The sequence below is a fragment of the Castellaniella defragrans genome (assembly GCF_014203015.1).
Lineage (GTDB): Bacteria > Pseudomonadota > Gammaproteobacteria > Burkholderiales > Burkholderiaceae_B > Castellaniella > Castellaniella defragrans.
The window spans coordinates 242,981-266,462 of sequence record NZ_JACHIB010000003.1 but is presented as its reverse complement, the minus strand read 5'-3'; the positions used below and the strand labels follow the sequence as shown (position 1 = coordinate 266,462).

At 70.5% G+C, this 23,482-nt stretch carries 20 protein-coding genes; 6 read left to right on the top strand and 14 right to left on the bottom strand.

Annotation, left to right across the window (positions count from 1 at the left end; all coding sequences use genetic code 11):
* Positions 1-303: 303 nt before the first annotated feature.
* Both HNR28_RS03800 and HNR28_RS03795 read right to left on the bottom strand, forming a co-directional pair.
* Positions 304-621, bottom strand: a complete 318-nt coding sequence (locus tag HNR28_RS03800) for a helix-turn-helix domain-containing transcriptional regulator (protein ID WP_151025452.1) — start codon at positions 619-621, stop codon at positions 304-306.
* Positions 602-952: a type II toxin-antitoxin system RelE/ParE family toxin gene (locus HNR28_RS03795; RefSeq protein WP_151025451.1), complete on the bottom strand. Its 351-nt coding sequence runs from the start codon at positions 950-952 to the stop codon at positions 602-604. Before HNR28_RS03795 ends, HNR28_RS03800 begins: the two co-directional genes overlap by 20 nt.
* 186 nt (positions 953-1,138) lie before the next feature.
* On the opposite strand from HNR28_RS03795, the gene metG reads away from it, so the two are divergent.
* Complete coding sequence (gene metG, locus HNR28_RS03790) at positions 1,139-3,208, top strand: methionine--tRNA ligase (RefSeq protein ID WP_151025450.1); 2,070 nt, start codon at positions 1,139-1,141, stop codon at positions 3,206-3,208.
* 12 nt (positions 3,209-3,220) lie between these two features.
* Here metG and kch read toward each other — a convergent pair whose 3' ends face one another.
* On the bottom strand, positions 3,221-4,432 hold the full coding sequence (gene kch / locus HNR28_RS03785) for a voltage-gated potassium channel protein (protein ID WP_052355917.1): 1,212 nt from the start codon (positions 4,430-4,432) through the stop codon (positions 3,221-3,223).
* 83 nt (positions 4,433-4,515) lie between these two features.
* Between kch and HNR28_RS03780 the strand changes: the two genes are divergently transcribed.
* Complete coding sequence (locus tag HNR28_RS03780; protein WP_043684208.1) at positions 4,516-5,409, top strand: cation diffusion facilitator family transporter; 894 nt, start codon at positions 4,516-4,518, stop codon at positions 5,407-5,409.
* Positions 5,410-5,516: 107 nt separating this feature from the next.
* On the opposite strand, the gene cadR is transcribed toward HNR28_RS03780, so the two are convergent.
* Positions 5,517-5,948, bottom strand: a complete 432-nt coding sequence (gene cadR, locus HNR28_RS03775; RefSeq protein WP_151025449.1) for a Cd(II)/Pb(II)-responsive transcriptional regulator — start codon at positions 5,946-5,948, stop codon at positions 5,517-5,519.
* A gap of 123 nt (positions 5,949-6,071) precedes the next feature.
* Here cadR and HNR28_RS03770 point away from each other — a divergent pair, with 123 nt between their 5' ends.
* Positions 6,072-8,354, top strand: a complete 2,283-nt coding sequence (locus HNR28_RS03770) for a heavy metal translocating P-type ATPase (RefSeq protein WP_184142497.1) — start codon at positions 6,072-6,074, stop codon at positions 8,352-8,354.
* A 47-nt stretch (positions 8,355-8,401) separates the two neighbouring features.
* Entirely contained in the window at positions 8,402-9,304 is a 903-nt protein-coding gene (locus tag HNR28_RS03765) for a LysR substrate-binding domain-containing protein (protein ID WP_151025282.1), read from the top strand.
* A 49-nt stretch (positions 9,305-9,353) separates the two neighbouring features.
* Here HNR28_RS03765 and HNR28_RS03760 read toward each other — a convergent pair whose 3' ends face one another.
* From HNR28_RS03760 to tkt, 5 genes are all read right to left on the bottom strand, one after another.
* The gene (locus tag HNR28_RS03760; RefSeq protein ID WP_151025283.1) at positions 9,354-10,190 is read right to left on the bottom strand and encodes a bifunctional allantoicase/(S)-ureidoglycine aminohydrolase; all 837 of its coding nucleotides are present in this window, start codon (positions 10,188-10,190) and stop codon (positions 9,354-9,356) included.
* A 314-nt stretch (positions 10,191-10,504) separates the two neighbouring features.
* Positions 10,505-10,651, bottom strand: a complete 147-nt coding sequence (locus HNR28_RS03755) for a hypothetical protein (protein WP_170288513.1) — start codon at positions 10,649-10,651, stop codon at positions 10,505-10,507.
* A 10-nt stretch (positions 10,652-10,661) separates the two neighbouring features.
* Positions 10,662-11,852 (bottom strand): phosphoglycerate kinase, encoded by a 1,191-nt coding sequence (locus HNR28_RS03750; protein ID WP_151025284.1) that lies wholly within the window; start codon positions 11,850-11,852, stop codon positions 10,662-10,664.
* A gap of 145 nt (positions 11,853-11,997) precedes the next feature.
* On the bottom strand, positions 11,998-13,008 hold the full coding sequence (gap, locus tag HNR28_RS03745) for a type I glyceraldehyde-3-phosphate dehydrogenase (RefSeq protein ID WP_043684214.1): 1,011 nt from the start codon (positions 13,006-13,008) through the stop codon (positions 11,998-12,000).
* Positions 13,009-13,020: 12 nt separating this feature from the next.
* The gene (tkt, locus tag HNR28_RS03740; protein ID WP_151025285.1) at positions 13,021-15,066 is read right to left on the bottom strand and encodes a transketolase; all 2,046 of its coding nucleotides are present in this window, start codon (positions 15,064-15,066) and stop codon (positions 13,021-13,023) included.
* 140 nt (positions 15,067-15,206) lie between these two features.
* On the opposite strand from tkt, the gene HNR28_RS03735 reads away from it, so the two are divergent.
* The gene (locus HNR28_RS03735; RefSeq protein ID WP_151025286.1) at positions 15,207-15,929 is read left to right on the top strand and encodes a 16S rRNA (uracil(1498)-N(3))-methyltransferase; all 723 of its coding nucleotides are present in this window, start codon (positions 15,207-15,209) and stop codon (positions 15,927-15,929) included.
* A gap of 103 nt (positions 15,930-16,032) precedes the next feature.
* On the opposite strand, the gene HNR28_RS03730 is transcribed toward HNR28_RS03735, so the two are convergent.
* The 4 genes from HNR28_RS03730 to HNR28_RS03715 all read right to left on the bottom strand — a co-directional run bounded on the left by HNR28_RS03730 (position 16,033) and on the right by HNR28_RS03715 (position 21,143).
* Entirely contained in the window at positions 16,033-16,494 is a 462-nt protein-coding gene (locus tag HNR28_RS03730) for a barstar family protein (RefSeq protein ID WP_043684218.1), read from the bottom strand.
* Positions 16,491-17,720 (bottom strand): patatin-like phospholipase family protein, encoded by a 1,230-nt coding sequence (locus tag HNR28_RS03725; protein WP_052355920.1) that lies wholly within the window; start codon positions 17,718-17,720, stop codon positions 16,491-16,493. Before HNR28_RS03725 ends, HNR28_RS03730 begins: the two co-directional genes overlap by 4 nt.
* A 46-nt stretch (positions 17,721-17,766) precedes the next feature.
* Positions 17,767-20,061: an NADP-dependent malic enzyme gene (locus tag HNR28_RS03720; RefSeq protein WP_043684220.1), complete on the bottom strand. Its 2,295-nt coding sequence runs from the start codon at positions 20,059-20,061 to the stop codon at positions 17,767-17,769.
* Positions 20,062-20,237: 176 nt separating this feature from the next.
* Positions 20,238-21,143: a hypothetical protein gene (locus tag HNR28_RS03715; RefSeq protein ID WP_151025493.1), complete on the bottom strand. Its 906-nt coding sequence runs from the start codon at positions 21,141-21,143 to the stop codon at positions 20,238-20,240.
* Between the two features lie 98 nt (positions 21,144-21,241).
* On the opposite strand from HNR28_RS03715, the gene HNR28_RS03710 reads away from it, so the two are divergent.
* Entirely contained in the window at positions 21,242-22,405 is a 1,164-nt protein-coding gene (locus HNR28_RS03710; RefSeq protein ID WP_043684224.1) for a pyridoxal phosphate-dependent aminotransferase, read from the top strand.
* 63 nt (positions 22,406-22,468) lie between these two features.
* Here HNR28_RS03710 and HNR28_RS03705 read toward each other — a convergent pair whose 3' ends face one another.
* On the bottom strand, positions 22,469-23,455 hold the full coding sequence (locus HNR28_RS03705) for a lytic transglycosylase domain-containing protein (protein ID WP_242404207.1): 987 nt from the start codon (positions 23,453-23,455) through the stop codon (positions 22,469-22,471).
* Positions 23,456-23,482: the final 27 nt, after the last annotated feature.

Genomic DNA, 23,482 nt, shown 5'->3' with positions numbered 1-23,482 from the left:
TTGATCCGGTGGGCTGCCTGCCCTATCGAAATCCGTGGCCTCGGATCGCCGGAAATTCGGCCTGAAACAGGACAAATGAATTTTTCAGGGACGACTACTTTCGTCTCGCAAGTCACTGACAAATGAACAATAGTTTTCCTGACCGAACGATAATCCGTCGCCTAGCGCCTTCATTGTTGCAATCCTTGTGTGTAATCTCGTCTAAGCCAAACGAGTCTTTTCATTATGTTTGGTAAAAAATGCATCAAATATTATCAACGATCTAGCCTGGAGAGTCGACTGGCTGTTTATGGCCGACTGCGGTCACCCCCCACGCGCAGGCTCAAGACAATCCACCGGCTGCACCGCCAACCTTAACCCCATCGCCTTCAGAATCGCCGTCAGGCTGCTCAACGCCGGATTTCCCTTCGGGGACAGCGTCCGATAAAGCTGCGTCGGATTCAGATGCGCTTGCTCCGCCACCGCCTGCACGCCGCCGAACGCCTGCGCAAGCTGACGTAGCACCGTCAGCAGTTCCGCCTGATCGCCCTCTTCCAGGATGCCGTTGATCACCTCCAGCGCCAGCGCCGGATCGCTGCGATACAGCTCGGCCATCGCCTCGTCATGTCCTCTGCTTCTCATCGTCATTTCTCCATTGCCAGTCCCGCCAATAAGCTACAGCTCGATCGATGTCGGTGTCCTGTGTGCGCTTGTCGCCACCGCCAAGCAGCAGCACGACGCGCTGTCCCGCCCAGGCGTAGTACACGCGATAGCCTGGCCCGACATCGACACGCAATTCCCAGATGCCATCCCGGCAGAATTTGTGGTCGCCAAAGTTGCCCTGCTCGATCCGGTTCACGCGCCGGATCACCGCCACCTTGGCCTGGAGGTCACGCACGCGACGAAGCCAGTTCAGATAAACATCGTCCTGCCCATCCGCCGTCAGGTAGTGTTCAATCCGGTAGGGAATCATTTTCGTTTATTGACGAATAAAGATCAATCGGATCATCGACCGGAGCAGTATGGACACAGAACATCAGCATCGCCAGGCGAGGTGCGCCATCAATGTCACACTCATCTTCATGGGGGACAGGACCTCATGACGAGCATCACGGACTGATAGAATCAATCCTTTGCCTTTTCCCCTCTTCCCGCCCCCATGTCGCGCACGATCTTCGTCACCACCGCCCTGCCCTACGCCAACGGTTCCTTCCACATCGGCCACATCATGGAATACATCCAGGCCGACACCTGGGTGCGCGCCATGCGCATGGCGGGCCACACCGTGCATTTCGTGGGGGCGGACGACGCCCACGGCGCGCCCATCATGCTCAAGGCCCAGGCCGAGGGCATCACGCCCCAGGAACTGGTGGGCCGCTACGCCGCCGAGCGGCCGAAGTACCTGGACGGCTTCCACATCCGCTTCGACCACTGGCACAGCACCGACACGCCGGAGAACGTCGGGCTGTCCCAGGACATCTACCGCGCGCTCAAGGCCGCCGGCTTCATCGACAGCCGCGAGATCGAGCAGTTCTACGATCCGGTCAAGGGCATGTTCCTGCCCGACCGCTACATCAAGGGCGAATGCCCGCGCTGCCACGCCAAGGACCAGTACGGCGATTCCTGTGAATCCTGCGGCGCCGTCTACAGCCCGACCGAACTGATCGAGCCCTATTCCACCCTGACCAAGGCGCGGCCGGTGCTGCGCAGTTCCGAACACTTCTTCTTCCGCCTGTCGGACCCGCGCTGCGTGGCCTTCCTGCAGGAATGGACCACGGGGACGCGCGCCGACGGTACCGCCCGGCTGCAGTCCGAAGTCCTCGCCAAGACGCGCGAATGGCTGGGCACGGCCGAGGGCGCCGAGGCGAACCTCGCCGACTGGGACATCTCCCGCGACGAGCCCTACTTCGGCATTCCCATCCCCGACGCGCCGGGCAAGTATTTCTACGTCTGGCTGGACGCCCCGGTCGGCTACCTGGCCTCGCTGAAGGCCTACTGCCGCAAGAACGGCCTGGACTTCGACGCCCTGCTGGCGCCGGACGGCGACACCGAGCAGGTGCACTTCATCGGCAAGGACATCGTCTATTTCCACGCCCTGTTCTGGCCCGCGATGCTGAAGTTCTCCGGCCGCAAGGTCCCCGACCTGCTGCACGTGCACGGCTTCATCACCGTCAGCGGGGAAAAGATGTCCAAGAGCCGCGGCACGGGGATTTCCCCGCTGCGCTACCTGGACATCGGCATGGACGCCGAATGGCTGCGCTACTACATCGCCGCCAAGCTCAACGCCCACGTCGAGGACCTGGACTTCAACCCGGACGACTTCGTCGCCCGCGTCAACAGCGACCTGATCGGCAAGTACGTCAACATCGCCAGCCGGGCGGCCACCTTCATCACCCGCCATTTCGACGGCGCCCTGGCCTATGCAGGCGACACCGAGGCCCTGCGTGCCGAACTGCGCGACTGCGCCGGACAGGTGCGGGCCGACTTCGAGGCGCGCGAATACGGCCGCGCCATCCGCCGGATCATGGCGCAGGCCGACAAGATCAACCAGGCCTTCGACGCGGCCCAGCCCTGGGTGCTGGCCAAGGGCATCGCCCAGGCAGAACCCGCACAGAAGGCCGCGCTGCAGGACATCTGCTCGCGCGCCCTGGCCGGCTTCCAGGCCCTGTCGGTGATGCTGACGCCGGTGCTGCCGGCGCTCACCGAACGCGTCGCCCGCGAACTGTTCGGCCGCGACAGGACCTACGCCTGGGCCGACGCCGGCGAGCTGCCCGCGCGCATCGCCGCCTTCAAGCACCTGATGCAGCGCGTCGATCCGGCCCTGCTCGACGCCCTGTTCGAGCCGCCCCAGGCCCCGGCCGCCGTGCCGGGCGGCGAGCCCATCGCCGATCCCATCGACATCAAGGACTTCGGCCGCATCGACCTGCGCATCGCGCGCATCGTCGAATGCGCGGAAGTCGAGGGCTCGGACAAGCTGCTGCGCCTGTCATTGGACGTGGGCGAAGGCCGCCTGCGGCAGGTGTTCTCCGGCATCAAGTCGGCCTACAGGCCCGAGGACCTGGCCGGCAAGCTGACCGTGCTGGTGGCCAACCTCGCGCCGCGCAAGATGCGCTTCGGCGTGTCCGAGGGCATGGTGCTGGCGGCCAGCCACGCCGACGAGGGCGTGGACGCCGGCATCTACGTGCTGGAGCCCTGGGAAGGCGCCCAGCCGGGCATGCGCATCCGCTGAGCGGGGGCCCGGTCAGGCCGGGTCGGGCGTCTTCTCGCCGAACAGCAGGCGCGTGATCAGCGCCTCGTCGATGGATTCGCCGCTCAGGGTGCGGGCCAGGATCTCGCTGCCCAGCGCCTGCGGCGAGATCAGGATGTCGGGATTCACCCGCCGGATCTTGGCCAGGTGCTGGGGCGAGTTCGCCAGGGCGACCAGCTTGGTGTCCGGGCCGCCGGCCTCGCGGCCCGCCATGACGATGAAGGCGTTCTCCGCGTCGTCCTGGCGCAGGGCCAGCACGTACCGGGCGTGCGCCGCGCCGGCCTGCAGCAGGACGCCGGTTTCCGAGGCGTCGCCCGCCAGCACGTCGGCGTCGGCCGGATACGGATGGCCTTCGGCCGACGGGACGATGACCGTGACGTCGTGGCCGCGCTGGCGCAGCGCGCCGTACAGGCTCTCGGCCAGGGGGCCGAGCCCCGCCAGGATGATGTGGTTCTTGCGCATGGTGCGTGGTTTCCTTCCGTGCATCAGCCGGCGGATGTTGCCGCCGATCAAGGGTCCGGCCACGGCGCTGATGGACGTGGCGAAGACCGTGATTCCCAGAATGATGATGGATATCGTGAACAGGCGCGCCGCGTCGGTCTTCGGGCCGATGTCCCCATACCCCACCGTGGACATGGACACGATGGAGAAATACAGGGCCGTGACCGGATCGCGCACAGGCGGCGAGAATTCCTCGCCCAGGTAGAGGACGCCGAACACCGCGTAGACCAGCAGGCTGAGCACGCTGAGCGCGGCGAACAGGCTGCCCGCCGTCAGGCTGGCCCGGTCGAAATGGCGCCAGTAGCCGATCAGCGCCCCGGCCAGCACGGCCGTATAGGCGAGCAGGCCGAAATGTCCCTGGCCGTGCCACAGGGACACCGTGCCCACCGCCGCGAGCAGCAGCAGGGTGATGGTCCAGGCGATGCGGGCGCGGTACAGCAGCCCGACCGCCATCACCTGCACGCCCAGGCCCAGCATCAGCCGCGACATCTGGGCGATGCCGCCCGAATCCAGGAAGGCCGCGACGCCGGCGCCGTCGCGGATCTGCAGGGTCTGCAGCAGGCCCTGGCTGCCGATGGCCTGCCAGAGCGGCCGCAGGAACAGGTAGCCGTCGGCCGCGACCAGCGCGGCGATCAGCCAATGCCAGGGAAACCGATGCACCAGGCGCGCGCAGCGCGCCGGGACGGAACGAAAAGGAAGCCGCATGCGGACCGCGATCCTGTATGGCCGACCGGATTTTCAGTGTACCGCACGCGTCCGCCGGGACCGCCCGCCGTATACTTGCGGGCATGTCTCCTCCACCCGCCCTCCGCGTCGAAACGCCGGACCGCCAGGCCGCCGCCCGGCGCAGCACCTGGGTCAGCGTCTGGGTGAACCTCCTGCTGACCGGCGTCCAGATGGCGGTCGGCCTGTTCGCGCAATCCCAGGCCCTGGTGGCGGACGCCATCCACTCCCTGTCGGACCTGGTATCCGACGGGCTGGTGCTGTTCGCCAACAAGCACAGCGCCAAGGGTCCGGACGCCGACCACCCCTACGGACACCTGCGCTTCGAGACGGCCGCCACGCTGGGCATCGGCGTGCTGCTGGGCGCCGTCGGCCTGGGCATGCTGTGGGGCAGCTTCCAGCGCCTGCAGGCGCCCGAACTGATCCCCGTCGTCCATCCGGCCGCCTTCTACGTCGCCCTGCTGGCCCTGCTCTCCAAGGAACTGCTGTTCCGCTACCTGCTGCGGGTCGCGCGCCGCGTGCGCTCCACCCTGCTGGTGGCCAACGCCTGGCACGCCCGCTCGGACGCGGCCTCGTCGCTGGTGGTGGCGATGGGGGTGGGCGCCAACCTGGCGGGCCTGCCGCTGGCCGATCCCCTGGCCGCCCTGGTGGTGGGCCTGATGATCGTGCGCATGGGCTGGAAATTTTCCTGGCAGGCCTTCAACGACCTGGTGGACCGGGCCGCCGACGCCGACACCGAGCGCGCCATCCGCGAACGCATCCTGGGCACGCCCGGCGTGCGCGGCATCCACGACCTGCGCACCCGCAAGATGGGCGACATGGTCTGGGTAGAGGTGGACATCGAAATGGACGGCCGGCTGACGATCGAGGCGGGCCACGCCATCGCCGTCGAGGCCCGGCGCCGCGTCATGGAGGACCTGCCGGTGCTGGATGTCATGACCCACTTCGACCCGGTCTAGGGCGGGCCGGCATCCGGCCGCATCACGTCGTTGGTTCGCCTTGCCGTGCAATAGCACTGTCTGCGGCTTCCCGTCTCGTGCTCTGGCCGGATGCCGGCCCGCCTCATTCAACCGATGTGCGTGTTTCGCGCCGGGCCGTCGGCCGTCTCCATGCGCGCCAGTCCCTGCACGATGCCGCAGGCATCCACTGGCTGCTCGGCGCGGCACTGCTCCCGCAGCTCCACCAGTTGCCGCTGCAGGTCCTGCAGCTCGCGCAGGCGCACGTCGACGTGGGCGATGTGCTCGTCCAGCAGGTGGTTGATCGGGCCGCAATCGCGGGCGGGATGGTCGATCATGCCCAGCAGCGCGCGGATCTCGTCGTGCGCCATGTCCAGCCCCCGGCAGTTGCGGATGAAGCGCAGGCGCTCCAGGTGCGCGGGGCCGTACTGCCGGTAGTTGCCCTCGCTGCGGGCGGGCGCGGGCAGCAGGCCGGCCTTTTCGTAGAAGCGGACGGTTTCGGTGGAACAGCGGGCGGCGCGGGCCAGTTCGCCGATCTTCATGCGGGGTCCTCCGGAGGGAAATGGCGGCCGGGGGACCTTTTCAGGAGGGCGTCCCGGGCGCTTGACCTTGCAGCGGCTACAAGGTGTGTACTGCCATCATAGATCGCAGCACAGGAATCCGCCATGCCGCACGCACACGGTCACGACGCCCACGGACACCCCGCCGCAGGCCCCGATCACGGCCACCCGCACGGTCACGATCACGGCCATGCCCGGGCGCCCGACCCGTGCGGCCATGGGTGCGGCGCGGCCGATCCCCGCCCGCACGGCCGGCCGGACGCCGTCCCGCTGGCGCCCTCCGTCGAACAGGGCGCGGACCTGCGGACCGAGCTGCGCATCCAGCAGATGGACTGCCCCACCGAGGAAGCGCTGATCCGCAAAGCGCTGTCCGCCCTGCCCGCCGTGCGCTCGCTGGACTTCAACCTGATGCGGCGCGTCCTGACCGTCGTCCATGCGCCGGACGCGCTCGAATCCATCCTGCGGGCGATCCGCGACCTGGGCTTCACGCCGGAACAGGCCGGCGAGGCCGCCGCGCCGGCCGGCATGGCGCCCGAGGCGCCCGGACCCTGGTGGCCGCTGGCGGCCTCGGGCGCCGCCGCCCTGGCGGCCGAGGCCGCCCATTGGGCCGAGGCGCCCTGGGCCGTCCCGGCGGTCCTGGCGGTCCTCGCCATCGCCGGCTGCGGCCTGGGCACCTACCGCAAGGGCTGGACCGCGCTGCGCCACGGCCAGATGAACATCAACGCCCTGATGAGCATCGCCGTCACCGGCGCCCTGGTCCTGGGCCAATGGGCCGAGGCGGCGATGGTGATGGTGCTGTTCACCCTGGCCGAGCGCATCGAGGCGCGCTCGCTGGACCGCGCCCGCCGCGCCGTGCAGGGCCTGCTGCGGCTCGCGCCCGAGCGGGCTTCGGTCCGCCAGGCGGACGGCGGGTGGCGCGACGTCCCCGCGCGCGACGTGTCCCCCGGCGCCCTGGTGCGGGTCCGGCCGGGCGAGCGCATCGCCCTGGACGGCCGGGTCGAGTCCGGCCGCTCGGCCGTGGACCAGTCCCCCATCACCGGCGAAAGCCTGCCTGTGGACAAGACGGCCGGCGACCCGGTCTACGCCGGCACCATCAACGGCGCGGGCGAGCTGCAATACCGCGCCCTGGCGGCCGCCGGCGATTCGACCCTGGCGCGCATCATCCGGGCCATCGAATCGGCGCAGTCGGCGCGCGCGCCCACGCAGCGCTTCGTGGACCGCTTCGCCCGGGTCTACACCCCGCTGGTGGTGCTGCTGGCCGTGGCCATCGCCGTGCTGCCGCCCCTGCTGGGCCTGGGCGGCTGGCACGACTGGATCTACAAGGCGCTGGTCCTGCTGGTGATCGCCTGCCCCTGCGCCCTGGTGATCTCGACGCCGGTGTCCATCGTCAGCGGCCTGGCGGCGGCGGCCCGCCACGGCGTCCTGGTCAAGGGCGGCGTCCACCTGGAACAGGGCCGGCTGCTGCGCTGGATCGCGCTGGACAAGACCGGCACCGTCACGCACGGCCGGCCGGTGCTGACCGACGCGCTGGCCCTGGACGCGGCCGACCCCGCGCGCAGCCACGCCCTGGCCGCCGCGCTGGCGGCCCGTTCCGACCATCCCGTCTCCCGCGCCGTGGCGCAGGGCCTGGACGCGGGACCCGCCGCGCCGGTCGAGGCCTTCGAGGCCCTGGCCGGGCGCGGGACCCGCGGCCTCGTCGACGGCCGCCCGCACCTGCTGGGCAACCACCGGCTGATCCACGAACGCGGCCTGTGCTCGCCCGACCTGGAAGCCCGCCTGGAAGCCCTGGAACGCCAGGGCAAGACCGTCGTCCTGCTGGCCGACGAGCACCGCGCCCTGGCGCTCTACGCCGTCGCCGACACGATCAAGCCCGACAGCGCGGCCGCGATCCAGGCCCTGCACGCGCTGGGCGTGCGCACCGCCATGCTGTCGGGCGACAACCCGCACACCGTCGCGGCCATCGCCGCCCAGGCCGGCATCGACCGCGCCGAAGGCGATCTGCTGCCCGAGGACAAGCTGCGGATCGTCGGCGGCCTGGCCGTGCCGGGTACCGCCGTGGGCATGGTGGGCGACGGCATCAACGACGCGCCCGCCCTGGCGCGCGCCGACGTGGGCTTCGCCATGGGCGCGATGGGCACGGACGCCGCCATCGAGACCGCCGACGTCGCGCTGATGGACGACGATCTGCGCAAGATCCCCTGGTTCATCCGGCTGTCGCGCGCCACCCACCGGATCCTGGTGCAGAACATCGCCATCGCCCTGGGCATCAAGGCGGTGTTCCTGGTCCTGACGGTCGCCGGCCTGGGTACCCTGTGGATGGCGGTGTTCGCCGACGTGGGCGCCAGCCTGCTGGTGGTGGGCAACGGCCTGCGGCTGTTGCGGCGCTGACTCCCAGGCCGGCGCCCGCGCGTGCCCGAATGCGGGATAATCCAGGCATGAAACCCGACGGGCCCCACCGGCCGCTCCTCGATCCGGACCTGCTGAAGGCGATCGTCGCCGTGGTGGACTGCGGCGGCTTCACCGCCGCCGCGGCCCGCCTGCACTCCACCCAGTCCACCGTCAGCCAGAAGATCCGCCGGCTCGAGGACCTGGTCGGCCATCGCCTGCTGGAGCGCGGCAGCCGCGAGATCCTGCCGACCGACGCCGGCCAGGCGCTGCTCGGCCACGCCCGCCACCTGCTGGCGCTGAACGACCAGATCCTGGACGTGATGGCGGGCGCGGCGGTCGGCGCCATCGTCCGGCTGGGCGTACCGGAGGATTTCGTCGCCAGCCGCGCGACGCAGGTCCTGGCGGACTTCAGCCGGCACCATCCCCAGGTCAAGCTGGAAATCACCAGCGGCCTGTGCTCCGGCCTGGTGTCCAGCTACGACCGGGGGGAACTGGACCTGATCCTGGTCAAGCAGCGCCGCCACAGCCGCGCGGCCGTCGCCTGCCGCCCGGAAACCCTGGCCTGGATCGACAGCGCGCGGCATCCGTGCCTGCGGGCCGATCCGGTGCCGCTGGTGACCTTTCCGCCCCGGGGCCTGTACCGGGAGGACATCATCCGCGCCATCGAGGCCATGGGCCGGAACTGGCGCATCGCCTATACCTGCTCCAGCCTGAACGGCATCCAGCACGCGGTGGCGGCCGGCCTGGGCATCAGCCTGCTGCCCCTGCGCACCGTGACGCGGGACCATGCCGTCCTCGGAGCCCGCGAAGGCCTGCCGACCGTCGACGACTACGAGATCGCCCTTTTCCACCGCCCGGCGGCGGACGTCACCGTCCAGGCCCTGGCGCGGGCTCTGGCCGACATGCTGGATGAGGAGAGACACGGGACAGGCCACCGCGGACTGTCCTGAGCCGGACGAATCCGCGTGCCTTGCAAGGCGCGCGGTGGGGAGACACCGCTCAACGGCCCAGATTCCCCAGCGTCAGGGAAGCGTGGCGATTGACGTCCTTGTACAGCAGGTAGCGGAAGGGGCCGGGACCGCCCGCGTAGCAGGCCTGCGGGCAGAAGGCGCGCAGCCACATGAAATCCCCGGCCTGGACCTCGACCCAGTCCTGGTTCAGCCGGTACACCGCCTGGCCTTCCAGCACATACAGGCCGTGCTCCATCACGTGGGTCTCGGCGAAGGGGATGATGCCGCCGGGCTGGAAGGTGACGATGTTCACGTGCATGTCGTGGCGCATGTCGGCCATGTCCACGAAACGCGTGGTGACCCAGCGGCCCTCGGTGCCCGGCATGGCGATGGGCTCGACGTCCTGCTCGTTGGTGACGAAGGCCTCCGGAAGGGGCACGCCGTCCACGGCCTGGTAGCGCTTGCGGATCCAGTGGAAGCGGGCGGCCTCGGCGCCGCGGTTGCGCAGGGCCCAGTCCGAGGCCGGCGGGATGAAGGCGTAGCCGCCCGGCTTCAGGACATGCTTCGCGCCGGCCAGGGTCAGCTCGATCCCGCCCTCGACGACGAACAGCACGCCCTCGGCCTCCGGGTCCTGTTCGGGCCGCTCGCTGCCGCCGCCCGCGCCGACCTCGACAATGTACTGCGAGAAGGTTTCGGCGAAGCCCGTCAGCGGGCGCGCCAGGACCCACAGCCGGGTGTCGTCCCAGAACGGCAGGTGGCTGGTGACGATGTCGCGCACCACGCCTTTCGGAATGACGGCGTAGGCTTCGGTGAACATCGCGCGGTCGGTCAGCAGATCGGTCTGCGGGGGATGGCCGCCGTGCGGCGCATAGTAGGTCCTGGACATGGAAACTCCACGGGTCGTGCGTTGCGGCCCCCTGCGCGGGGGCCGGGGATGGGATATCCGGAAGCGGATGCCCCACCTTAACGGGCGACCGTGATATTTACCAATTAAATATTGGAATCTATGCCATCCATTTTTTGAATGCAACAGCCCGGCCGCAGGGCGCCGGACTCGAGCGCATAGCCGCCGAACCGGGTGTTGCAGCCCCCCTGCACGCTCAGTGATCTTCCGGAGAACGACAGGCGCAGCGGCCGTTCCCGCCCCGCGCGCAAGGCCTCGACGGGCTTGCCGTGGCGGTCGGCGGCCTCCGCCAGGCGTCAGCCGTAGGCGGACAGGGTGGGTGCGTCCAGGGCGGGCGCGGCGCGGCCGGCGGCCATGGAGGCGGGTCCAAAGGATTCATGCGGCGCCTGGGCGCAGGCGCCGAGCGCCGCGGCCAGGACGGAAACGGCAAGCCGTTTTTTCATCGGGCCGACATCAGGCCGCCCGCGCCTGCAGCGCGGCGACGGCGGGCAGCGTCTTGCCTTCCAGGAATTCCAGGAAGGCGCCGCCGCCGGTCGAGATGTAGCCGACCCGGTCGGCAATGCCGAACTTGGCGATCGCCGCCAGCGTGTCGCCGCCGCCGGCGATGGAAAAGCCGTCGGATTCCGCGATGGCCTGGGCGATGGCCCGGGTGCCGCCGGCGAAGGCCTCGAACTCGAACACCCCGACCGGGCCGTTCCAGACGATGGTGCCGGCCTTGCGCAGCTGGCCGGCCAGGGCGGCGGCCGTGCGCGGCCCGATGTCCAGGATCAGGTCGTCCGGCCCGACGTCGGCCGCGTCCTTCACGGTGGCCGGCGCGTCGGCGGCGAAGGCCGGCGCCACCACCACGTCCACGGGAATGGGGACCTCGACGCCGCGCGCCCGCATGGCGTCCATGACGGCCTTCGCCTGATCGACCTGATCGGGCTCGGCGAGCGACTTGCCGATGGGCAGGCCGGCGGCCAGCATGAAGGTGTTGGCGATGCCGCCGCCCACGATCAGCTGATCGACCTTTTCGGCCAGGGACTGCAGGATGGACAGCTTGGTGGAGACCTTCGAGCCGGCGACGATGGCCACCATCGGGCGGCGCGGGGACTGCAGCGCCCGGCCCAGGGCCGTCAGCTCGGCTTCCAGCAGCGGGCCGGCGCAGGCCACGGGCGCGTAGCGCGCGATGCCCTCGGTGGTGGCCTCGGCGCGGTGCGCCGTGCCGAAGGCGTCGTTGACGTAGACGTCGCACAGCGCGGCCATGCGCCGCGCCAGTTCGGGATCGTTCTTCTTTTCGCCGGGATTGCAGCGGCAGTTTTCCAGCAGCACGACCTCGCCGGGAGCCAGGTCCACGCCGCCGACCCAGTCGGCGACCAGCCGCACCGGCCGGCCCAGCAGCTCGGCCAGGCGCTCGGCGACGGGCCGCAGGGTGTCGTCCGGACCGACCGTGCCTTCCTTGGGGCGGCCCAGGTGCGAGGTCACCATCACGGAGGCGCCCGCCTCCAGCGCCATCCGGATGGCCGGCACCGAGGCCCGGATGCGGGTGTCCTCGGTGATGCGGCCCTGTTCCAGGGGCACGTTCAGGTCGGAGCGGATGAAGACGCGCTTGCCCTTCAGGGCGCCGGACTGCGCCAGCCCGGAGAGTGTCTGTACGGTGGTCATGGAGGATTGCCTCGGAAGTCGGTTCAGGGGCGGAGCGCCCGGTCCTGCTGCCCGGCCGGCGCGTCCGCCGCCGGGTGTGCCGCCGGATGCGCCGGATACGACGAGGGCGGGTTGCCCCGCCCCGCGCCGCACGATGCCGGATGCCTTACTTGGCGGCCATCAGGGCCACGGTGGTGTCGAGCATGCGGTTGGAGAAGCCCCACTCGTTGTCGTACCAGGAGGAGACCTTCACCAGCGAGCCGGACACCTTGGTGAGCGAGGCGTCCACCGTGCTGGAGGCCGGATCGTGGTTGAAGTCGACCGACACCAGGGGCTCGGTGGTGTAGGCCAGGATGCCCTTGAGCGGACCTTCGGAGGCGGCCTTGAGGATGCTGTTGACTTCCTCGGCCGTGGTCTCGCGCGCCGCGACGAAGGACAGGTCGACGATGGACACGTTGATCGTCGGCACGCGGATCGCGTAGCCGTCGAGCTTGCCGTTCAGTTCGGGCAGCACCAGGCCCACGGCGGCGGCGGCGCCGGTCTTGGTGGGGATCATGCTGTGCGTGGCCGAGCGCGCGCGGCGCAGGTCGGAGTGGTAGACGTCGGTCAGCACCTGGTCGTTGGTGTAGGCGTGCACGGTGGTCATCAGGCCGTTGACGATGCCCAGCTTCTGGTGCAGCGGGTGGACCAGCGGCGCCAGGCAGTTGGTGGTGCACGAGGCGTTAGAGATGACCGTGTCGGAGGCCTTCAGGACCTGGTGGTTGACGCCGTAGACGATGGTGGCGTCGACGTCCTTGCCGCCCGGGGCGGAGATGATGACCTTTTTCGCGCCGCCCTTCAGGTGGGCCGAGGCCTTTTCCTTGGAGGTGAAGAGGCCCGTGCATTCCAGCACCACGTCCACGCCCAGCTCGCCCCAGGGCAGCCTGGCCGGGTCGCGGTCGGCCAGCACGCGGATGCGGTCGCCGTTGACGACCATGGAGTCGCCATCGACCTCGACCGTGCCGGGGAAGCGGCCGTGGGCCGTGTCGTAGCGGGTCAGGTGGGCGTTGGTCTTGGGATCGCCCAGGTCGTTGATGGCGACGATCTGGATGTCGTGCTTCTTGCCGTCTTCGTAGTGGGCACGCAGGATGTTGCGGCCGATGCGGCCGTAGCCGTTGATGGCGACGCGGATGGTCATGAAGGAGCTCCTTTACAAAATCTGCTCGACGACGGCGGCCACGTGGTCGGCCGTCAGCCCGAAATGTTTGAACAGCTCGCCCGCCGGCGCGGATTCGCCGTAGGTGTCGATGCCCACGACGGCGCCCGTCGTGCCCACGTATTTGTACCAGGTGGCCGTGCCGCCGGCCTCGACGGCCACGCGCGGCAGGCCCGCCGGCAGCACCGCATCGCGCCAGGCGGCGTCCTGGGCGTCGAAGACCTGGGTGCAGGGCATGGACACCACGCGGGTCGCCACGCCGCGCGCGGCCAGGCGGTCCTGGGCCTGCAGGGCGAGCTCGATCTCGGAGCCCGTGGCGATCAGCACGGCGCGCGCGCCCACCATGTCGCGCAGCACGTAGCCGCCCCGGGCGATGGCCTCGGTGGTGGCGGCGTCGCGCGCCACGAAGGGCAGGTTCTGGCGCGACAGCAGCAGCGCCGAGGGGCCGCCGCCGTGGACGGCCATGCCCAGGCTGGCGGGCCGCGCCAGGGCGCACTGCCAGGCGACCGCGGTTTCGGTGGTGTCGCAGGGCCGCCAGACGTGGAGATTGGGGATCAGGCGCAGGCTGCCCGCGTGCTCGATCGACTGGTGGGTGGGGCCGTCCTCGCCCAGGCCGATGGAGTCGTGGGTGAAGACGTGCACCACGCGCTGCTTCATCAGCGCCGCCATGCGCAGGGCGTTGCGGGAATAATCGGAGAAGGTGAGGAAGGTGCCGCCGAAAGGCAGGTAGCCGCCGTGCAGGGCGATGCCGTTCATGATGGCCGCCATGCCGAATTCGCGCACGCCGTAGTTGATGTGGCGCCCGGACCGGGGGCCGCCGGCCGCGCGGCGCACGGCCTCGACGCCCTTCCAGTCGGTGAAGTTGGAGCCGGTCAGGTCGGCCGAGCCGCCCAGCAGCTCCGGCAGGATTTCCGCGAAGGCGGCGATGGCCTGCTGCGAGGCCTTGCGCGAGGCGATGGATTCGGCCTTGTCCTGGGTGGACAGGACGTAGGCGCGGGCGCGTTCGGCGAAATCGGCCGGCAGCTCGCCCGCCATGCGGCGGCACAGCTCGGCGGCCAGTTCGGGATGGGCCTCGGCGTAGCGGTCGAAGCGCGTCTGCCATTCGGATTGCAGGTCCGCGCCGCGCGCGCGGCCGTCCCAGTAGCGGTAGATTTCGCGCGGGATCTCGAAGGGCGGGTGGTTCCAGCCCATGGCCTTGCGCGCGGCGGCGATCTCGTCGGCCCCCAGCGGCGCGCCATGGACTTTTTCCGTGCCGGCCTTGGTCGGGGCGCCGCGGCCGATCACGGTGCGGCAGCAGATCAGGGTGGGCCCCCGGCCGGCGGCGGCGTGCGCGCGCGCCTGGACGATGGCCGCGTCGATCGCGTTCATGTCGTGGCCGTCGACCCCGCGCAGGACGTTCCAGCCGTAGGCCTCGAAGCGCGCCGGGGTGTCGTCGCCGAACCAGTGCTCGACCTCGCCGTCGATGGAGATGCCGTTGTCGTCGTAGAACACGATCAGGCGCGACAGGCCCAGGGTGCCGGCCAGCGAGCAGGCCTCGTGGGAAATGCCTTCCATCAGGCAGCCGTCGCCGACGAAGGCGTAGGTGTCGTGGCCGATCAGCTCGTGCCCGGGGCGGTTGAATTCGCCCGCCAGCAGCGATTCGGCGAGCGCCATGCCGACGGCGTTGGCCAGGCCCTGGCCGAGCGGGCCGGTGGTGGTCTCGACGCCCGGCGTGATGCCGACCTCGGGGTGCCCGGGGGTGCGCGAGTGCAGCTGGCGGAAGCGGCGCAGTTCGCCGATCGGCAGGTCGTAGCCGGTGAGATGCAGCAGGGCGTAGAGCAGCATCGAGCCGTGGCCGTTGGACAGCACGAAGCGGTCGCGGTCGATCCAGGCCGGATCGGCCGGGTTGTGGCGCAGGTGCCTGGTCCAGAGCACGTGCGCGATGTCGGCCATGCCCATGGGCGCCCCGGGATGCCCGGAATTGGCTTGTTGGACGGCATCCATGGCCAGGACGCGAATGGCATCGGCCATGGACGGATCGGGGGCGGGCAAGGCACTCATAGGGTCTCGGAGGGCAAGTGCCGCACGACCGAAGCCATGGCCTCACCGCATACAGAATCACAAAGCTAGGGATTTTACCACCCCGCCCGATCCGGTTTATAGTCCACGGCACCCGCACAATGGTCATTGCCCCGCCCGCCATGCCGCCCCCCCGTTTCTTCTGCGAAACCCCGCTGGACGCCGGCCGGCGCGTCGAGCTGCCGGACGCCCTGGCGCATCACGCGCTGCGCGTGCTGCGGCTCGCGGACGGCGCCCCCATCGTCCTGTTCGACGGCCGGGGCGGCCAGTACCCCGCCACGCTGCGCGCCGAGGGCCGGCGCGCCCTGGCCGAGCTGGGCGCGCACGAGGCCGTCGAAAGCGAACTGCGCGGGCGGCTGGTCCTCATCCAGGGGCTGGCCTCGGGCGACAAGATGGACTGGATCGTGGAAAAGGCGGTCGAGCTGGGCGTGGCCGAGCTGCGCCCCGCGGCCGCCGAACGCAGCGTCCTGCGCCTGGCCGGCCCCCGGCTGGACAAGCGCCTGGAGCACTGGCGCGCCATCGCCCGGGCCGCCAGCGAGCAATGCGGCCGCAACCGGCTGATGCGCATCCACCCGCCCGCGCCGCTGGCCGCCTGCCTGGAGGCGGTGGACGGGCCGGCGCTGTTCTGCCACCCGGAAGGCCGCCTGGACTTCCGCGCGGCCCTGGCCGATGTGCGGGACGGCCTGACGCTGATGGTCGGCCCCGAGGGCGGCTGGTCGCCCGAGGAACTCGCCCTGGCGCAGCGCCGGGGCCTGCGCGGCGTGCGCTTCGGGCCGCGCGTGCTGCGCACCGAGACGGCCGGCCTCGCGCTGGCGGCGGCGGCCACCGCCCTGCTGGACTGGTAGAAAAGGGCGGCCCCCCCGCTGCGCGGGCTGCGGCTGGCTGCTCCCCGGAACAAGCAAAACGGCGCCCGGAAGAGCGCCGCGTCATTTCAAGACAGGAAAGGAATCAGGCTTCCTCGCGGCCGGAATACGGCGTGGGATCGACGCCCGGCTCGGGGTCGGGGTGGGCGCCGGCGTGCTGGATGGCGTAGGCGAAGCAGCGCTCGTTGTTCTGGCCGAATTCCACCACGTCGTCGCACACGGCCTGGATGGCCCGGGCGTCCTCGGCCAGGGCGGGATCGCCGGAATGCAGGTGGCGGAACCACAGGAACAGGCCTTCCTTCTGGTCCGTCAGGGTGTCGCACAGGCCGTCGTACAGGGCATCCAGATTGCCGCCGAAGTATTCGGGGTAGTCGATGGCCTTGACCACCGCCCGCAGCACGGCGGAACGGTTGCGCGCCCGGTCGCAATCGACGACGAAGGCCGCCAGACCGGCCTCGGTTGCGGCCGCCAGGGCGTCCTGTTCGCTCACCGCCTGGGCATCCACCACGCCCTGCGTGAGCATTTTCTTTATCTGGGCCGGACTCATGCGGACCACTCCTTGAAAAAAGCGATGACTTTTTCAGCCTGACTCAGGCTGTCTGCCCTGCCCAGCGCGATCAGGCTGCGAGTGTAGCCGGATTCAAACAGCAAGTAAGACGCCAGCGCACCGCCGCCCGGCTCGATCCTGCGCGGCGAAACGCCCAGCACGCGAAACAGGGTGCGCACGGCGCCCGGCAATTCATCCAGATGCTCCAGCGCCAGTTCGTCCAGGGACCGGCTGGGCGCGATCATGAGGGCATGGATGGGTCGCAGTGACTCGCTTTTTAAACGATTTGCGGGGATTCGTGCAAGCAGCTCATTGATCCGCTCCATGCGCTCCATGTCCATGGACACGCCGTCGAGGAAAATGTTCGACAGCGTGTGCCCCGCGACCTGCGCCAGATTGGGATACGGCGGGTCCAGGTCGCGGATCCCGGGGCTGGTCTCGTCGCGGTAGTTGGTGCCGATGACGAAGATGCGCCCCGCCCCCAGGTGGATGGCCGAACTGATCGGAGCCAGCTGGCGCATCGAGCCGTCCCCGCACCAGAGCGTGCGCCCGCCCGTCAGGATGGCGCGGGCGGGGAAGACGAAGGGGATGGCGCTGGAGGCCATCAGGTGGTCCACGCCGATGGGGCAGGCCACGGCCCGCCGCAGGGTGCGCGACCAGGGCTGGATGCTCTGGCGGGCCTGGTAGAAGGTGAGGTGCTCGCCGGTGGTGTAGGCCGTCGCCGTGATGGCCAGGGCGCTCAGGTGGCCGCGATCCAGGTTGGTCTGCAGGCGGGAAAAGTTGAGCGTGCGGCACAGCAGGCCGGACAGGGGTTCGTTGTCCAGCAGGGAATGCGGCGCGTAGCTGGACAGCTGCGGCCGGATCCAGCCCAGGCTCAGCATGCCCAGCCATTGCAGGCCGGTGCGCATCAGCCGCGCGGCGTCCGAGTAGTAGATGTCCCGAGTGTGCAGCGCCTGCCACAGGCTGCACAGGTGATCGACGGCGCGGTGCGGCTGGTGGGCGCGGCAGGCCAGGGCGGCGGCGTTGATCGCCCCCGCCGAGGTGCCGCAGACGATGTCGAAGGGATTGCGGAAGCCCGGCCGGCGGTCGGGGTCCAGCAGCTCCAGCACGCCCGAGAGCACGCCGGCCTGGTAGGCGGCGCGGGCGCCGCCGCCGGTCAGGACCAGGCCGACCCTGGGCCGCCCGGCCGCGCCGCGGCCGGGGGCGCCGGCCGCCTCCTCGGCCATCGCGCGGGACGGCGCACGGTCCGGGGGCCGCTGGTCCAGGCCCTCGCTAGGCGTGGCGCGGCTTGTTGGCATCGACCACGGTCAGCGCGGTCATGTTGACGATCCGGCGCACGGTGGAGCTGGAGGTCAGGATGTGCACCGGCGCGTTGGCGCCCAGCAGGAACGGCCCGACCGCCACGTTGCCGCCCGCCGCCGTCTTGAGCAGGTTGTAGGCGATGTTGCCGGCGTCCACGCTGGGGCAGATCAGCAGGTTGGCCTCGCCGTGCAGCGTGGTGGACGGCAGGATGCGTTCGCGCAGCGCCGGATCCAGGGCGCAGTCGCCGTGCATCTCGCCGTCGATCTCCAGCCTGGGATCGCGCTCGCGCACCAGTTCCAGGGCCTGGCGCATCTTCTCGCCGGAGGACGAGCTGCCGGTGCCGAAGTTGGAACGCGACAGCAGCGCGACCTTGGGCTCGATGTTGAGGCGGCGCATTTCCTCGGCCGCCATCAGGGTGATCTCGGCGATCTGGGCGGCGTCGGGGTTGTCGTTGACGTGCGTGTCCGCCAGCGCCAGGGTGCGTTCTTCCAGGAGCAGGATGTTCATGGCCGCGTAGGTGCGGGCGCCGGGCTGCAGCCCCAGGACCTCGTCGACGAAGCGCAGGTGGTTGCCGTAGGACCCCACGGTGCCGCAGATCATGCCGTCGGCGTCGCCCAGGCGCACCATCATGGCGCCGATCAGGGTCAGGCGGCGGCGCATCTCGACGCGCGCCATTTCCTTGGTGATGCCGCGGCGGCACATCAGCTCCCAGTACGTGGTCCAGTACTGGTGGAAGCGTTCGTCGTGCTCGGGGTTGGTGACCTCGACGTCCACCCCGAGGCGGATGCGCAGGCCGTATTTCTCGATGCGGTCGGCCAGCACGGCGGGCCGGCCGATGAGGATGGGCTTGGCCAGGCGTTCGTCCACGACGATCTGCACGGCGCGCAGCACGCGCTCGTCCTCGCCCTCGGCGAACACGATGCGCGACTTGCCGCCCTCGCGGATCATGGCGCGCGCCGCCGAGAACAGCGGCTTCATGAAGGCGCCGGAGTGGTAGACGAACTGCTCCAGCTGGCCGGCGTAGCCTTCCAGGTCGGCCAGCGGCCGGGTGGCCACGCCGTCGTCCATGGCGGCCTTGGCCACGGCCGGGGAGATGCGCACGATCAGGCGCGGGTCGAAGGGCTTGGGGATGAAGTAGCTGGGGCCGAAGGACACGTCGTACAGGCCGTAGGCGGCCGCCACGATGTCGTTCTGCTCTTCCCGGGCCAGCTTGCAGATCGCCATGACGGCGGCCTTTTCCATGCCGCGCGTGATGGTGGTGGCCCCCACGTCCAGCGCCCCGCGGAAGATGTACGGGAAGCACAGCACGTTGTTGACCTGGTTGGGGAAGTCCGAGCGGCCGGTGGCGATCACGGCGTCGGGCCGCACCGCCAGCGCGTCGGCCGGCAGGATTTCGGGATTGGGGTTGGCCAGCGCCAGCACCAGCGGGCGCTCGGCCATCTTCTGCACCATGTGGGGCTTGAGCACGCCGCCGGCCGACAGGCCCAGGAACACGTCGGCGCCGCCGATGATGTCGTCAAGCAGGCGCGCGTCGGTCTTCTGCGCGAAGCGGGATTTCTTTTCGTCCATCAGGACCGTGCGGCCCTCGTAGACCACGCCCTCGATGTCGGACACCCAGATGTGCTCCAGGGGCAGGCCCATGTCCATCATCAGGTCCAGGCAGCCCAGGGCCGCTGCGCCCGCGCCGGACACCACCACCTTGACCTTGGAGACGTCCTTGCCCACGACCTCCAGGCCGTTGATGAAGGCCGCGGTCACGCAGATGGCGGTGCCGTGCTGGTCGTCGTGGAAGACCGGGATCTTCATGCGCTCGCGCAGCTTCTGTTCGACGTAGAAGCATTCCGGCGCCTTGATGTCTTCGAGGTTGATGCCACCGAAGGTGGGCTCCAGGCCGGCGATGATGTCGACCAGCTTGTCCGGGTCCTGTTCGTTGATCTCGATGTCGAAGACGTCCAGGCCGGAGAATTTCTTGAACAGCACGGCCTTGCCTTCCATCACGGGCTTGGACGCCAGGGGGCCGATGTTGCCCAGGCCGAGGACGGCCGTGCCGTTGGTGATGACGCCGACCAGATTGCCGCGCCCCGTGTAGCGGAAGGCGTTGTGGCTGTCGGCGACGATCTCCTCGCAGGCGGCGGCGACGCCCGGGGAATAGGCCAGGGCGAGATCCCGCTGATTGGAGAGCTGTTTGGTGGGAGTGACCGAGATTTTCCCGGGACGGCCGTGCTCGTGATATTCGAGCGCCGCGGCGCGCAAGGATTCGTCCATGGTGAGGCAGCCTTGATACGTTATGGAATAGAAAGAGGGGTGCTGCCGGCCATTCTAGCCGCTTGCGCCAGCCCGCGGTATGGCGCGGGACGCATGCGGATCATGCGGCGGACGCCCGGGCCCATCGGCGCAAGCCGCACGGGCACCGAGGGAACGCCAGGGGGAAATCGGAACTGCTAGAACTGCTGGCCCCGTTCCGGAAAGACGCCGTCGGGGTCGAACAGGGCGCGCACGGCCCGGTCCGTCTCCGCGGCGGCCTCGCCGGGGCCGGGGCGGCGCCCGTAGCGCAGGTCGTAGGCACGCTCGGCCAGGCGGCCGGCGCGTCCGTCGAACACCATCCATTCGACCCAGCCCAGCTCGCCCCCATGGCCCAGCAGCAGGTGGGCGAGGTTGACGGTGCCGCCGGCCGCCGGCCGCAGGGCGTCGAGCCGGTAGCGGCCGTTCCACAGGGCGCCGTCGCGCAGGGCCTCGGCGGCCGGCGCCGAGACGAGCTCGAACAGCCGCGGAATCATGCCCTGGACGCGCAGATTGTCCAGCGGCTTGCGGTTGTCCACGCCGAAGGCGCCCAGATTGGCCTGGGTGCCGTCGCTCAGCAGCACCATCGCATGCGCCAGGCCGCTGGCGGCCGTGTCGCCGCAGTCCCAGTCGCAGCTGCGCCGGTCGGCCAGCCAGGCCGCCACCGTCAGGTGCGGCGGCTGGTCGCGGAACTGCGGCAGCCCGGCCTGCTCCAGGTCGCCGATCAGGCAGCCGGGCTGCACGAACCAGCGCGGATCGTCCGGCCCCAGGCGTTCGCAGCGCGCCATCGCGCTCCCCGGCTCGACCCAGAGCACGGGGCCGCCGTCCAGCCGCGCCGCCGACGGGATGCCGTCCAGGGCCAGCGTGACGCCATGCTCCACGCACAGCGAGCGGGCCTGGTAGACGTCCTGCATGTGCACCGGCACCAGCCGGGCGCTGCCCGCCTCCGTGGAGAAATCGTAGACCGTGCCCTGCGCGGCGCGGCGCAGGCGCGCCAGGAAGGTTTCCCAGGGGGAGCGTTCCGGACGGCGGCCGGTCAGGAATGCGCGGCGCGAAGGGGACTGCATGGCGGGACTCCAGGAACCAGGGATGGATACGGGCGGACCACGGACGGACTGAGACTACAATCGGGCTTTCATTCCGAACAGCATTGCAGGGTTGCGCGATGGTCCGACTGGCCGACAGAACCGAACGCACGGCGCCATTCTACGCCGTGGAAGTCCTGAAACAGGCCCAGGCCCTCGCGGCCCAGGGGCGCGACATCATCAGCCTGGGGATCGGCGAGCCCGACTTCACCGCCCCCGCGCGCGTGCTGGAAACCCTGAACCGGGCGGCCGACGCCGGCCTGAGCGGCTACACCGCGCCCGCCGGCATCCCGGCGCTGCGCGAGGCCATCGCCCACTACTACGGCACGCATTTCGGCGCCGCCGTGGACCCCGCCCGCGTCCTGATCACCTCGGGCGCCTCGGGCGCCCTGCTGCTGGCGGCCATGGCCCTGGTCGATCCGGGCGACGAGGTCCTGATGCCCGACCCGTCCTACCCCGCCAACCGCAACTTCATCACCGCGGCCGGCGGCGTCACGCGCCTGGTGCCGACCACGGCGGGGCACCGCTACCAGCTGCGACCCGAGGACATCGACGCCCACTGGGGACCGGCCACGCGCGGCGTGCTGATCGCCTCGCCCAGCAACCCCACCGGCACCTCCATGCCGCGCGAGGCCCTGCGCGCCCTGGTCGCCGCGGTGCGCGCGCGCGGCGGCTTCGTCATCCTGGACGAGATCTACCTGGGCCTGTACTACGACGCGCCGCCGCGCAGCGGCCTGACGCTGGACGACGACCTGGTGGTCATCAACAGCTTCTCGAAATACTTCCACATGACGGGCTGGCGCCTGGGCTGGCTGATCGCGCCGGCGGCCATGATGCCCGCCCTCGAACGCCTGGCCGCCAGCCTGGCGATCTGCGCCCCGGCGCTGGCGCAGCACGCCGCGCTGAGCTGCTTCGAGCCCGAAGTCATGCAGGTCTACGAGCACCGGCGCCTGTCGTTCAAGGAACGCCGCGACTTCCTGCTGCCCGCCTTCGAGCGCCTGGGCCTGCGCGTGCCCGCCCCGCCGGACGGCGCCTTCTACATCTTCTCCGACGTCCACGGGCTGGGGATGGACAGCGCCGAATTCTGCCGCCGCCTGCTGCACGAAGCGGGCGTCGCCGCGGTGCCGGGCCTGGACTTCGGCCAGGCCCACGCGGACCGCACCGTGCGCTTTTCCTACGCCACCGGCCTGGACCGCCTGCGCGAGGCCGTCGACCGGATGGCCGCGTTCCTGGGCAATCGCTGATCCGGCCGGGAGGGCCGGGGCGCCCCGGCGGCCGACCCGGGTCGGGCGGCCGCGGCGCCGCCCTCAATCCTTGGGCGGAATGCCCGAAGCCAGGGCGATGCGGCGGCGTTCGGCCAGCACCCGGGTGCCGTAGCCGCCGTCGCCGGGGCCGGTCGCGCCGACATAACAGGCCAGCCCGCCCTCCAGGCCGCCGCGCCGGCGGATGCAGTCGGCCAGGATCTGCGCCCCGATGCGGATGTTGACCACCGGATCGAAGGCCGCCGCCGGCCCGCCGCTGGGCCGCAGCTTGGCCCGGTGCACGCTGCTCATGATCTGCATCAGGCCCTGGGCGCCCACGGCGCTCTCGACGAAGGGGTTGTAGCGCGACTCGATGGCGATCACGGCCAGCAGCAGCTGCGGGTCCAGCTTCTGTTCGCGGCCGACGTCGAAGGCCGTCCGGATCAGCGCGCCCGCCACGCTGCTGGCGATGCGGTACTTGCGCGCCACGTAGCTGCGCAAGGCGTGCGCCTGGGCCTGGGTCACGCCCTGGATGGGCTGGTCGCGCAGGCTGGCGGCCAGGGCGCTGGCGAAGGTCAGGCGGCCGGCCTCGGACCCGCCCGCCTGGGCGGCCTCTCCCGCCTGGCCGGCCTGCGCGGATTGGCCCGCCTGTCCCGCCTGCCCCGATTGACCCGGCTGACCGGCCTGCCCCGGCTGTCCCGACGGGCCGGCCTGCCCGCCCTGGCCCGCGTCCGCCGCTTCGCCGGCGCCTTCGGCCGGGCCGGCGGGCGGCGCGGCGCCCTCGTCCGGCGCCTGCGCCGCCGGGGGCAGCGACCAGTCCGCCACCTCGCCCTCGTCGTCGGCGCCATAGCCGGGCCCGTCGGCCTGGAACATCGCCAGGACGACTTCGTGCAGCTGCTGCGACTGCTGGCGCATGGACGGCAGCACCAGGCTCAGGCCCAGCGTGGTGAGCACGGCCAGCCCCAGGTAGATGGCGCTGACGTGGACGAACTCGCCGACGGGCCGCAGCACGGCCAGCACGCCGCGCCGCAGCCGTTCAGGAACGGACCGCATGGGCACCTCCGCACACCGCCCGGGCAG